Below are 12079 nucleotides of genomic sequence, written 5' to 3' on the forward strand. Positions count from 1 at the left end.
ATCTCGCTAATTTATTTGCACTGTGTTACGTTTTGCCTAACAAAAGCCATGACGAATCATGTTATATGGTAGTTAAAGGGCATACAGGCACAAATAGTTGACTAGGGCATTGATATGATTGGACGTTGGGCCATCAAGACCGCCGAAACCGAAGCAGTCAAGCCTTCCGGGTTCGACGGGTTTGAACTGCGGCTTGGTGATTTGATGCGCGGAGAGCGTGCCACGCTCGGCAAGTCATTGCTTGATGTCCAACGCGAATTGCGGATCAAGGCATCCTATATCGCAGCGATTGAAAATGCCGATCCCGATGCTTTTGATACCCCCGGATTTATTGCAGGTTACGTGCGCTCCTATGCGCGCTATCTCAACATGGACCCTGACAAGGCGTTCGATGCGTTTTGTAATGAAAGCGGGTTCAGCGTGGCGCATGGCATGTCTGCCGAAGCCTCTGTTGTCAAAAAGCCCACACGCGAAGAACGGCTGAGCCGTCAGACCACAGAGCATGATATTTTTTCCCGTCCGGTGCTGCCTTTTGCACCAAACAGCGATGGTTTCTTTTCGCGGATCGAACCCGCGGCGATCGGTTCAACGCTAATCCTTGTTGCGCTGATTGGCGGCATCGGTTTCGGTGGCTGGTCGGTTTTGAAAGAAGTGCAGCGTGTGCAGGTATCGCCTGTGGATCAGACGCCTGTGGTTCTGTCCGATCTTGATCCTTTGCAAGCTGGTGCGTCCTCGCAACCTGCGCAGGATGGCAATATCGAAACACCAGCTGCGCTGGAGGATGCTCCGCGCGTGGAAGCGCTGGACCGATTGTACCGTCCTGCTGCCCTTGACGTGCCTGTGCTCGTTGCGCGCGATGCGCCCATAGCCTCGCTTGACCCGCGTACCAGTGGCTATTTTGATTCTCCTGTTGCACTGGCCGCTAATCAATCCGTGGACCGTGCTCCAACGTCATTTGCCAGCGCCGTGGACGGGGCGGTAAATGACGCAATGGAAACGCCCGTTGCCACGGCAGGTATGACCGTACCGCAAGTTCTGGAAGGCCCTGCGCCGGCAGTGCAGGTTGTCGCCACCGGTGAAACCTGGGTGCGCGTGACCGCAGCTGACGGAACCAACATTTTCGAAAAGGTCATGCAGAAGGGCGACACATTTGATGTGCCCGCGCTGGAAGAAGCCCCTGTGCTGCGCACAGGTCAAAGCGGCGCGGTGTATTTCGTGATGAACGGCGAATTTTTTGGTCCCGTTGGCGGGCGTGGTAGCGTGACCTCCAATGTCCCCCTGCAACAGCAGGCGTTGGCAGAACGGTACGAACCTGCCCAGCCCGGTCAGGACAGCGCGCTTGAAACGCTGGTCGCCGAATTGCGCGCAGGTGCTGCTGCATTACCCGAGCAGGGCCAGTAAAAGATCGCGGCACGAACGGTCACATCATCGTATTTTCCCCAGCTTCGCATTGCAGCTGCGTGTTCGCATAGCTAGGTAGAGCATGTCTGAACTGTCTAGTGAGGCTCACATGTCGCTCAATCATATCCGTCCATGGCGCAATATATATCGCCGCAAATCGCGTCAGATTATGGTGGGTAATGTGCCTGTTGGTGGCGATGCACCGATTACTGTGCAGACCATGACGAACACGCTCACCACTGATGCGCGCGCAACGATTGCACAAATTCAGGCCGCCGCCGATGCGGGTGCCGATATCGTGCGGGTTTCGGTCCCTGATGTGGACAGTTCCAAGGCGCTGAAAGAGATCGTGCGCGAAAGCCCTGTGCCCATCGTGGCCGACATCCATTTCCACTACAAGCGCGGGATCGAAGCCGCAGAGGCAGGCGCGGCGTGTTTGCGCATCAACCCCGGCAACATCGGGGATGAAAAGCGGGTTAAAGAAGTGATCAAGGCCGCGCGCGACAACAATTGTTCGATCCGTATCGGTGTGAATGCTGGTAGTCTGGAAAAGCACCTGCTCGACAAATACGGCGAGCCATGCCCCGATGCGATGGTTGAATCCGGTATGGATCACATAAAAATCCTGCAAGACAATGATTTCCACGAATTCAAGATCAGCTGCAAAGCCTCTGACGTGTTCATGGCCGCCGCCGCCTATCAGCAGCTTGCCGAAGCGACCGACGCGCCGATCCACCTTGGTATTACCGAGGCGGGGGGGCTGATATCGGGCACAGTGAAATCTGCCATTGGCATGGGCAATCTGCTGTGGATGGGCATTGGCGACACGATCCGCGTGTCTCTGTCTGCCGATCCGGTGGAAGAAGTGAAAATGGGTTTCGAAATCCTCAAATCGCTGGGGCTGCGGCATCGGGGCGTGAATATCATCTCTTGCCCGTCGTGTGCGCGGCAGGGGTTTGACGTGATCAAAACGGTTGAAACGCTGGAACAACGTCTGGAACACATCAAAACCCCGATGAGCCTGTCGATCATCGGCTGTGTCGTGAACGGCCCCGGCGAGGCGTTGATGACAGACGTGGGATTCACCGGCGGTGGCGCCGGTTCGGGTATGGTGTATCTGGCGGGCAAACAAAGCCACAAGATGGACAATGCGAAGATGATTGATCACATTGTCGAGCAGGTGGAAGCGCGCGCCGAATTGATCGAGGCAGAGAAGGCCAAAGAGGCCTAGCGCATTCCCAGCCCCATCTGCATCAGTAATCTGCGCACGGGCGCCGCGCCATAGAGCGCGCTCAGCCCCGCTGCACGGGCATCACGGGCGATTGTGCTGCTGGCCTGACTGGCGCGGTTCAACAGATCGATGCCGCGCACCCGTAGCGTAATATCGCCGTAACGGGCCTTGTGATACGCCTCCAGCATCTCGGCATCGCCCAAGCCGTCGGGGCGCTCCTGCGCAAGGTCCAGCAGGGTCGCGATATCATTAAGTGACATGTTCAGCCCTTGCGCGCCAATGGGGGGCATAACGTGTGCAGCCTCTGCAATCAGCGCGACACGCTCGGCGTTCAGCCGTTCGGCGTGTTGGGTGATGATGGGCCACGACTGGCGGCGGCTTACCAGTTTCAGGGCGCCGAAATGGTGACACGAACGCAGGGTCGCTGCTGCCTCGAACGCCTCGGTGTCCATATCCATACGGTCCTGCGCCAGACGCGCGTCATCCATCCAGACCACGGCCGAGCAGGGCAGCCCGTTGTGATCAGGTAGCGGGACCAGCGTAAACGGCCCACCGGTGCGGTGAATCTCGGTCGAGACGTTCTCATGCGGCACGGAATGGGTTGCGGCAAACACCAGCGCCCGTTGACCGTAGCGCTGGGTGTGCACGCCAATCCCAGCCGCCGTTCGCATCGCAGATGCGCGCCCGTCTGCCGCGATTACCAGTCGCGTGTCGATGCGCGCACCATCGCTGAGCGTGACCTTCGCGCCACCCACACGGGTAAACAGCCGTGCCGTGCCAATGCCTGCGCGAAAACTTACTGTTTCAAGCTGGTCGATGCGGGCCAGCATCTCGCGCCGCAACAGCCAGTTGGGGAAGTTCCAGCCGAACGGCTGGTCCGAAATCTCGGAAGCATCAAATTCGCGGATGACACGCGGTGCGGGCTCCGCGCCACCTGCATCAATGATCCGCATGATCTGAAGCGCGGCTGCGTGCGGTTCCAGCGCGTCCCAAAGCCCTGCACGTATCAGCAAATCCCGCGCCGGTTGCAGCATCGCAGTCGAGCGCAGATCGGCACCCTCGGCCCCGCCATCGGTAACGGGCGGTGTCGGATCGACGCAAATCACCTTGAACCCTGCGCTACCGAATGCAGCGGCTGCCGTAAGGCCTGCAATGCCGCCGCCGGAAATCAGAATGTCACAGGTATTACGCATCGCGTGCCTCGTTCAGGTCAGGGTGTCCAGAAACACAGATAGATCGTCGGTATGAAATTGCACATGCGGCGCGTGCGCACGGATGGGGGCTACATGTACGGTGCGCATGCCCAGATCGTGCGGCACTGCCAGATTGCGCGGATCGTCCTCGAACATTGCGGCACTTCGCGGGGTCAGCTTGTCTTGGGTAAAAATGGCGTCAAACGCGCCGCGCTCGGGCTTGGGCAGGAAACCTGCGTGTTCAACTCCGTAAATTGCATCAAACAGGCCCGACAATCCGCGCGCGGCCAGCACACGCTCGGCATATGGCGCGCAGCCGTTGGTATAGACAATGCGCCGTCCGGGTAGGGCGCGGATGCGCGCGGCCAGCAGCGGGTCCGGCGTGAGGCTGTCCATTGATATGTCATGCACATCGACAAGATAGGGGGCAGGGTCGACGTCATGCTCGCGCATCAGTCCGGCCAGTGTGGTGCCATGGGTGTGCCAGTAATGCACGCGCAGGCGGTCGGCCTCTGCACGGTCTACGCCCAGTGCGTCCATCACCCATGCGGTCATGCGCACCTCGATCAGATCGAACAACCGCGCCTCTGGCGGATAAAGCGTGTTATCCAGATCAAAGACCCAGGTATCTATATGGGAAAAAGCTTCTCGTGACATGGGGGCTGTGGTAGGCTGACCGGCGATGTTACGCAAGGGGTAGGCGCGCGGCGCGGCATTCGCTAGGGTGCCGGAAAATCAAGAGAAAGGGCTTTGTCATGCCCCCCGCAACTGCCAGCAGCCGCACGGGTAACACCGATGCTTATTCGATGATACTTGACGCGATAGATACCGGCGTCTATCGCCCCGGCGACCGGTTGGTCGAAAGCGAACTGGCCGACAGGTTCGGCGTGTCACGCACCCCGATCCGCGAAGCGTTGCAGCGTCTGGAAACACAATCCTTGCTTGCGCGGGACGGGCGCAGCCTGATCGTGGCCTCGCTGGATCATAACCAGATGGCGGAATTGTACGTTGTGCGCGGAGAGTTGGAAGGCCTTGCGGCCCGTCTGGCCGCCCGAAACGCCACCGAAGAAGAGGTGCGTTTGCTGCGCGAAATGGTAGAGGCCGATAACGCGCTGAAGGATCATCCGGCGGCGCTGGCGCGTGCAAACAGACGGTTTCACAAACAGATTCACCTCGCCTCGCATAACCGTTTTCTGGTTCAGCAGCTTGATCTTGTGCATCGCTCTATGGCGTTGATGGCGACAACATCGCTCGCGGTGCAGGGGCGGGGTGAAATCGCGCAGCGTGAACACGACAAGATCGTATCGGCGATCGAGGCGCGCGACGGCGATGCCGCAGATGCCGCATTGCGCGCGCATATCTCGGTGGCATTTACCACGCGCCTGAAGCAGGAGGCGGAGCAGCGCGAGGCCGAAAGTTAATCGGTATGAGAGGTGACACCGTGTTGGGTCTTGTCCCAATAAAACGGCGCGGCAACCATTTCTTTCAGCGCCTTGTAGGCTGACAGGGCGGCCATCGGGAAATAAAATGGCAGGGTGAGAACATAGCCCATTAGATGACGGTGCTCTGCGCGCGACACGGCGACCATTGAAATCAAAAGGTTTAAAACCGCCGAAAGCAAAAACACCCATGCCATGACATTGGCCGTCGGCGCACCCAGCGTGAGGGCAACTGGATGATTGAACCCCGCGAGCGTGATCCAGAACGACCACAGCAACGGGGCGCAGGCAAATTGTGCAAATGTTGCAAACAGCAACGTCTGAACCCCGAGGAAGCGCATAAACCCCAGATCACGTAACAGCGCACGGGGCGCGCGCATGTGAACAATCCACGTAATCAAAAACCCCTTCAACCAACGCGAGCGTTGTTTCACCCAAGGCCAGGCACGGCAGTTTGCCTCCTCGTAGGTGACTGTCGGGATCAATTCGGTCACATAGCCGTGGCGCGCCAGACGAACGCCCAGATCGGCATCTTCGGTGACGTTATGCGCATCCCATCCGCATAGCTTTTCCAGAATACTGCGGCGAAAAAACAGCGTTGTTCCGCCCAGCGGAATCACCAGACCCAATTGCGCAATGCCGGGCAGTATCATCCGCCACCATGTTGCATATTCTATGGCAAAACAACGCGATAGCCAGTTCGCCTTTGGGTTGTAATAATCGAGAACCCCTTGCAGACAGGCGACATTTTCAGGCGCGTCCTGAAACCGCGTGACAACTTTCTCAATTTGGTCCGGCTCCGGCGCGTCCTCTGCATCCCACACGCCGATGATCGAACCACGGCAGAAATCCAGCGCATAATTCAGCGCGCGCGGTTTTGTTGTAAGGTTGTTGGCGCTCGGCACTTCGATAACGCTCATCCAGTTGGGCATATCCGTGCGCGCGATGGTGTCGCGTGTGACGGTGTCATCTGCCTCCAGCACCAACACCACTTCAAGCAGGGATTTCGGATAGGTCAGACGGGTCAGGCGCTGGATCAGTTTTCCCGCGATCTCCTTTTCCTGTAAAAGGGGTACAAGCACGGAAACCTTTGGCAGGGGAAACGGCGGGCTCCTGCGGTCAACCGGTGCTGCGTCCACCTGCACCAATTTCGATATCTGCGCGATAAATGCGGCCAGTTTCAAAACGGTGCTGAAAACGAGTGTGGCGAATGCAAACAGCATCCCGATTGTGATGGTCCACAAAGGTGCGATAAACAGCGCTGCAAGCAATGCGCAGACCACAGCTACTGCCACCGGTTTGCGCAGGGGGGAGCTCGGGTTCCAACCGCGGCAGCTTTGGGCCGCAGGCACGCGCGTTGCTGCGCGCTGCGCCAGTTCTGCGCCGTATAACGTGCTGATATGGCTTCGGATCTCCAACTCGTCCACGAGCACAGGCAGCATCCGGCGGCCACGCTCTCCCATGCAGGCGCGCAGTCTGTTGAAATCAGCGGGGTGGTTTGTACCCACAAGCAGAACATCACCAATGCGCAGCCATGGAACACAACGATGTGCCAGACACAGGCTTGACGGCAGGCAGGCGCTTAATCTTGGATCGGGCGGGTCGGCTGTCAGATCGGCGACGGGGATATTGTGCTGCCGCGACAGCATTTGCAGCACGTCATCTGGGTCCGCCAAGCCTTCGGCGACAAGGATTTCGCCCAATGGCGCATCGATATGGCGCTGCAAATTCAATGCATGCTCCAGATCGCTTTGCGTAATGATACCTGCATTGACCATGACCCACCCCAGCGGCATCTGCTCCACTGGAGGAGTCGCTGCCATCGGGTCGGGCAGACGCAAGTAAAGGTCGCTCATCGCGGGCCTGCCTGAAATCGTTTCGAACCAGTTTGAACAATTTCAGATAAAACTTAACGATAAGTTAATTTAAAACGATATCAATTTCTTATGCGGGTTCCTTGGCACTGCGCTGCGCCATCGCATCGGCAAAGCGTTCGAACAGATAATAGCTGTCCTGCGGTCCGGGAGATGCCTCGGGGTGGTGCTGTACGGAATAGACCGGACGCCCCTCCATCCGGATGCCACAGTTTGATCCGTCAAAAAGCGAGCGGTGGGTTTCGAGCACACCATCGGGCAGAGACTGGCTGTCCACGGCAAATCCATGGTTCATCGAGGTGATTTCAACCTTGCCTGTGTCCATATCCTTTACCGGATGGTTGGCCCCGTGGTGGCCGTGGCTCATCTTGGTGGTTTTTGCGCCAAGGGCGAGGGCAAGCATCTGGTGCCCCAGACAAATCCCGAACACAGGCAGGTCGGTCTTTGCAATCACGTCCTTGATCATCGGTACGGCGTAGGCGCCCGTGGCCGCCGGATCGCCTGGACCATTGGACAGAAACACGCCATCGGGCTGATGCGCCATGATATCGTCATAAGTGGCCGTTGCAGGCAAAACGGTAACATCGCAACCCGCAGAGGCGAGACAGCGCAGAATGTTGCGCTTTGCACCATAGTCAATCGCAACAACCTTGTGCTGCGGTTCCGTCTGCTCGGCGTATCCGTCAGGCCATGCCCACCGCATTTCGTTCCAGCGGTAAGACTGCGCACAGGTGACATCCTTTGCCAGATCCATCCCTTCAAGTCCCGCAAACCCGCGCGCGGCAGCGACCAGAGCTTTCACGTCAAAGTTGCCATCAGGATCATGGACCAGCGCGGCATGGGGCGCGCCCTGCTGCCGGATCGCGCGGGTCAGGCGGCGTGTATCAATACCACCGATCGCGATACGTCCCCGCGCGGCCAACCACTCGGAAAGGTGCTGCGTTGCGCGCCAGTTGCTGGGGTCGGTCGGCATCCACTTCACGACCATTCCCGCCGCAACAGGATCGGCGGTCTCGTCATCTTCGGGGTTGGTGCCTGTATTGCCGATATGGGGGAAGGTAAACGTAACAATCTGCCCGGCATAGGACGGGTCTGTCATAATTTCCTGATAGCCTGTCATCGCGGTGTTAAAGCACAACTCGGCCACAGTCTGGCCGGTGGCACCAAAGCCCATCCCGTAAAAGACTGTTCCGTCACTGAGGGCAAGGCAGGCTGTAGGGTGGGCAGATGCAGCGGTGGCCATGATCAAATCCTTTGCGGGGGTGAGGGCCGCATTGCGGCCCGTGGACAAATAAAAACGTGACGCACGTCTTTTGGCAAACGACTGCAACCTATAGCGGCCACGGGGGAGGGTCAAGATTCGGAAATAATTGAATATCTATTCCAATCAGATACTTAACGTTCTTTGATCCGCATTGCATGTAGGGGGGCGATTGGGTAGTGTCCAAACTCTTGTGATGACCAAATGTAAGGGATCCCCATGGACCTTCGGACACGTATCAGTACCTCACTTAAACAGGCGATGAAAGACAAGGCGGCGGACAGATTGTCGACCCTGCGTCTGGTGAATGCGGCGATCAAAGACAAAGACATTGCTGCACGCGCCGAAGGCAATGAAGACGGCGTTGGTGATGATGAAGTGCTGGCGATCCTTGGCAAGATGGCCAAGCAGCGTGTCGAATCCGCGCGCGCCTACGAGGAGGGCGGGCGTCTTGATCTGGCAGAGCATGAATTGATGGAAATCAAGGTCATCGAGGAGTTTCTGCCCCGCCAGCTGGATGCAGACGAAACAAAAGCGGCAGTAGATGCTGCCCTTGCCGAAGTCGGTGCGACATCCATCCGCGACATGGGTAAGGTGATGGGCGTTTTGAAAGCCAAATACACCGGCCAGATGGATTTTGGCCGTGTAGGGCCAATGCTGAAAGATCGCCTGTCGAACTGACGGGAGGGCCCTTAGCGCCGTAGGGCGCGCTGCAAGTCGTCATAGAGCGCGATCCTCTCCTCCTCGCTGAGGAATGCGCCGATCTCCACTTCTCGGCCTTTGCCGCGCAGTGTGATGTAATGGGGAACGGGACCTTCGTCATCGTATTTGGTGACTTGGGTCCAGTAGCGGTCGCAATCCCATTCCTGCACGTCGCCTGTCGGGTTGGTGCGGGTCAGAGACGCCATCGTTTTCCCTAGCACCAGATGTTCATCAATCTGGCGGGCTTTGTGGTTGCGTTGCAGCGCCCAGTATATCCCCCAGACCGCCGCCAGCGTAAATGGCAACAGACCCCACAATAGGGGAGAGCCGAGAAGCGCCAGAACCGGAATCAAAATCATTGTGAAGGTGCTGAGCACAAAGGCCGCCATCCCGCGCGCGGGGAGTGAATTGTGCGGCCACAGATGCATGGTCTGTGGTGTGCTGTGGGGCGGGGAAGTCCATTCATACGGCATGATTGGATAATAACCCACCGCTGCGCGGGATCAATGCGACAAACTGCAATTGCATCTACGTCTGTCTGTCTCGATGCGCAAGCCGCCAGATCGCACAGACGAGCATTGCAAAGACGAAGCAACACGCTGTGCCTTCGACAAGATAGAAAGTTGAGTGCCTCATACTGCCCCAGATCGCGCCAGCGGTGGTTATGGCAAGACCTTGTGCGAGTATTATTTCGACCTGAAACTCGGCGTCTGGGTGGCAATGCTCCACCACCCAGAACAGCGGCATCACCAGAACAAGGCCGAACACCGCATAGCCAAGCGGCGCAATTTGTAGCGTATAGGTGACCATCTCTGCTGATACCGTGTCGTCTAGCGAATTATATCGTGTCCCCTCCGCATGCGGCAGTGGCAGGTTGCCAAAGGCACTGGACAAGATAAAGACGCTTACGGTGCACAGGCTGAACAGCAGCAATGTCAAATGCGCAGCTGGTCTGCATCTGCGAGAGTGTGCGACCAGTTGTGGTAGCAACAATAGCCCAAGAACAAAAAAAGACGACATAGGGTGCGTATCCTGAGGGGGGTGAGTAGCAGCTACACTGTGGGGCTGACCGCTGCCATTGGTAGAATGTAAAAAGGGCCCCAACCGCCGTTGGAGCCCTTTTCTTGTTTCTTATATGGTCAGGCGGTTAGTGGCCTGGCTGTTTGTCCCAATCCGACTGCTTTGGAAGCTGCTCGAACGTATGCTCGGGCGGCGGGGAGGGCAGGGTCCATTCCAGTGTGTCCGCAAATTCGTTCCACGGGTTGTTCGCTGTCGCGCGCGCGCCGCGTGTCAGTGTCCAAGCCATTACACCAAAGAAGAAGATGAACGAACCAAAGGACAGGAATGCGCCGAGGCTGGACCACCAGTTCCAGTATGCAAATGCATCCGGATAGTCGATGTAACGACGTGGCATGCCCTGACGGCCAAGGAAGTGCTGTGGGAAGAATGTCAGGTTTGCACCGATGAACATCGCCCAGAAGTGCAGCTTGCCAGCCCATTCAGGGTACATGCGGCCTGTCATCTTGGGCAGGTAGAAGTAGATACCGGCAAAGATGGCAAACACAGCGCCCAGCGACATCACATAGTGGAAGTGTGCAACAACGTAGTATGTGTCATGGTAGTAACGGTCTACTGCAGCCTGTGACAGAACGATACCTGTAACGCCACCAACGGTGAACAGGAACAGGAAGCCGAACGCCCAGAGCATCGGAGTCTTGAACTCAACAGAGCCGCCCCACATTGTGGCGATCCAGCTAAACACCTTCACACCTGTCGGAACCGCGATAACCATCGTTGCCAGCATGAAATATGCCTGCTGGTTGAGCGACATGCCCACAGTGTACATGTGGTGTGCCCAGACGACAAAACCCAACGCGCCGATTGCAATAATCGCCCAGACCATCGGCAGATAGCCAAAGATCGGTTTGCGCGCGAAGGTTGCAATCACGTGGGAGATGATACCAAAGCCCGGAAGGATGATGATGTACACTTCGGGGTGACCGAAGAACCACAAGATGTGCTGGTAGAGAACCGGATCACCACCGCCAGCGGGGTCAAAGAACGCAAACCCGAAGTTACGGTCCATCAGCAGCATGGTGATTGCACCCGCCAGAACAGGCAGGGACAGAAGGATCAACCATGCGGTTACAAAGATCGACCACGAGAACAGCGGCACTTTGAACAAGGTCATGCCGGGGGCACGCATGTTCAGGAACGTTGTGATCATGTTGATCGCGCCGAGGATTGAGGATGCACCGGACACGTGAACCGCGAAAATCGCGAAATCCATGGACATGCCGCCCTCTTTTACCGAAAGCGGCGGGTACAGAACCCAACCTACGCCCGATCCGGACTGTCCATTACCACCAGGCAGCAAAACAGAGCAGATCGCCAGCGATGTACCGGCAATGTACAACCAGAAGGACAGGTTGTTCATCCGCGGGAACGCCATATCCGGCGCGCCGATTTGGAGTGGCATGAAATAGTTGCCAAAACCGCCGAACAGGGCAGGAATAACAACGAAGAACATCATCAGAATACCGTGACCGGTGATGAGGACGTTCCACAGGTGACCGTTTGGCGTACAGGTGGCCGAGGAATCAGCGATAAAGCGTGCGCCTTCCATACACATGTACTGGACACCAGGGTTCATCAATTCAAGGCGCATATAGATGGTGAATGCGACCGAAATGAATCCGACAAAGGCGGAAACGATCAGGTACAGAATACCGATGTCTTTATGGTTTGTGGACATAAACCAGCGCGTGAAAAAACCGCGCTCGTCTTCGTGATCATGCCCGTTAATGGCTGCGTCTGCCATGCGGTGCCTCCTTGGCTTGGATTAAAATGCAGGCGCGTCTGTTGGCAAAACGCACTGCGGACTGCTGTTGCTTCTAAAAGTAAGTCGCGCACAGGGCAATGGGCACGATGGTCGCAGGAGCAAGTATTTTCAAGAGCCTTGATCATAATTGCCCGTG

11 protein-coding genes are annotated in these 12079 nt (G+C 57.3%); 4 read left to right on the top strand and 7 right to left on the bottom strand.

All coding sequences use genetic code 11. From position 1 onward, the window contains the following. Positions 1-114 precede the first annotated feature (114 nt). Both OS189_RS01120 and ispG read left to right on the top strand, forming a co-directional pair. Positions 115-1401 (top strand): helix-turn-helix domain-containing protein, encoded by a 1287-nt coding sequence (locus OS189_RS01120; protein WP_267165436.1) that lies wholly within the window; start codon positions 115-117, stop codon positions 1399-1401. A gap of 109 nt (positions 1402-1510) precedes the next feature. Continuing rightward, a complete protein-coding gene (gene ispG, locus OS189_RS01125; RefSeq protein WP_267165437.1) occupies positions 1511-2632 on the top strand; it encodes a flavodoxin-dependent (E)-4-hydroxy-3-methylbut-2-enyl-diphosphate synthase in 1122 nt (373 codons plus the stop codon). On the opposite strand, the gene OS189_RS01130 is transcribed toward ispG, so the two are convergent. Next, positions 2629-3825, bottom strand: a complete 1197-nt coding sequence (locus OS189_RS01130) for a UbiH/UbiF family hydroxylase (protein WP_267165438.1) — start codon at positions 3823-3825, stop codon at positions 2629-2631. The genes ispG and OS189_RS01130 overlap by 4 nt on opposite strands. A gap of 12 nt (positions 3826-3837) precedes the next feature. Continuing rightward, complete coding sequence (locus tag OS189_RS01135; RefSeq protein WP_267165439.1) at positions 3838-4482, bottom strand: pyrimidine 5'-nucleotidase; 645 nt, start codon at positions 4480-4482, stop codon at positions 3838-3840. Positions 4483-4580: 98 nt separating this feature from the next. Here OS189_RS01135 and OS189_RS01140 point away from each other — a divergent pair, with 98 nt between their 5' ends. Continuing rightward, positions 4581-5246: a GntR family transcriptional regulator gene (locus OS189_RS01140; RefSeq protein ID WP_267165440.1), complete on the top strand. Its 666-nt coding sequence runs from the start codon at positions 4581-4583 to the stop codon at positions 5244-5246. On the opposite strand, the gene OS189_RS01145 is transcribed toward OS189_RS01140, so the two are convergent. Together OS189_RS01145 and carA are read right to left on the bottom strand one after the other, a co-directional pair. Beyond that, positions 5243-7120 carry a glycosyltransferase family 2 protein gene (locus OS189_RS01145; protein ID WP_267165441.1) on the bottom strand — a complete coding sequence of 626 codons (1878 nt, stop codon included), beginning with the start codon at positions 7118-7120 and terminating at the stop codon, positions 5243-5245. The two genes, OS189_RS01140 and OS189_RS01145, sit on opposite strands and share 4 nt — an antisense overlap. Positions 7121-7208: 88 nt before the next feature. Continuing rightward, positions 7209-8381, bottom strand: a complete 1173-nt coding sequence (carA, locus tag OS189_RS01150; protein ID WP_267165442.1) for a glutamine-hydrolyzing carbamoyl-phosphate synthase small subunit — start codon at positions 8379-8381, stop codon at positions 7209-7211. Between the two features lie 237 nt (positions 8382-8618). Between carA and OS189_RS01155 the strand changes: the two genes are divergently transcribed. Next, the gene (locus OS189_RS01155) at positions 8619-9080 is read left to right on the top strand and encodes a GatB/YqeY domain-containing protein (RefSeq protein ID WP_267165443.1); all 462 of its coding nucleotides are present in this window, start codon (positions 8619-8621) and stop codon (positions 9078-9080) included. 11 nt (positions 9081-9091) lie between these two features. Here OS189_RS01155 and OS189_RS01160 read toward each other — a convergent pair whose 3' ends face one another. From OS189_RS01160 to ctaD, 3 genes are all read right to left on the bottom strand, one after another. Further along, positions 9092-9574 carry a DUF2244 domain-containing protein gene (locus OS189_RS01160; protein ID WP_267166045.1) on the bottom strand — a complete coding sequence of 161 codons (483 nt, stop codon included), beginning with the start codon at positions 9572-9574 and terminating at the stop codon, positions 9092-9094. Positions 9575-9629: 55 nt separating this feature from the next. Then, positions 9630-10040 (bottom strand): hypothetical protein, encoded by a 411-nt coding sequence (locus OS189_RS01165; protein WP_267165444.1) that lies wholly within the window; start codon positions 10038-10040, stop codon positions 9630-9632. A gap of 208 nt (positions 10041-10248) precedes the next feature. After that, on the bottom strand, positions 10249-11922 hold the full coding sequence (ctaD, locus tag OS189_RS01170) for a cytochrome c oxidase subunit I (protein ID WP_267165445.1): 1674 nt from the start codon (positions 11920-11922) through the stop codon (positions 10249-10251). Positions 11923-12079 lie beyond the last annotated feature (157 nt).

It is taken from the genome of Sulfitobacter sp. F26169L (assembly GCF_026410285.1).
Lineage (GTDB): Bacteria > Pseudomonadota > Alphaproteobacteria > Rhodobacterales > Rhodobacteraceae > Sulfitobacter.

What these genes read in the sequence shown, in the direction of transcription:
- OS189_RS01120 (WP_267165436.1), top strand. Translation starts at nt 115, where the DNA reads ATGATTGGACGTTGGGCCATCAAGACCGCCGAAACCGAAGCAGTCAAG.
- ispG (WP_267165437.1), top strand. Translation starts at nt 1,511, where the DNA reads ATGTCGCTCAATCATATCCGTCCATGGCGCAATATATATCGCCGCAAA.
- OS189_RS01130 (WP_267165438.1), bottom strand. Translation starts at nt 3,825, where the DNA reads ATGCGTAATACCTGTGACATTCTGATTTCCGGCGGCGGCATTGCAGGC.
- OS189_RS01135 (WP_267165439.1), bottom strand. Translation starts at nt 4,482, where the DNA reads ATGTCACGAGAAGCTTTTTCCCATATAGATACCTGGGTCTTTGATCTG.
- OS189_RS01140 (WP_267165440.1), top strand. Translation starts at nt 4,581, where the DNA reads ATGCCCCCCGCAACTGCCAGCAGCCGCACGGGTAACACCGATGCTTAT.
- OS189_RS01145 (WP_267165441.1), bottom strand. Translation starts at nt 7,120, where the DNA reads ATGAGCGACCTTTACTTGCGTCTGCCCGACCCGATGGCAGCGACTCCT.
- carA (WP_267165442.1), bottom strand. Translation starts at nt 8,381, where the DNA reads ATGGCCACCGCTGCATCTGCCCACCCTACAGCCTGCCTTGCCCTCAGT.
- OS189_RS01155 (WP_267165443.1), top strand. Translation starts at nt 8,619, where the DNA reads ATGGACCTTCGGACACGTATCAGTACCTCACTTAAACAGGCGATGAAA.
- OS189_RS01160 (WP_267166045.1), bottom strand. Translation starts at nt 9,574, where the DNA reads ATGCCGTATGAATGGACTTCCCCGCCCCACAGCACACCACAGACCATG.
- ctaD (WP_267165445.1), bottom strand. Translation starts at nt 11,922, where the DNA reads ATGGCAGACGCAGCCATTAACGGGCATGATCACGAAGACGAGCGCGGT.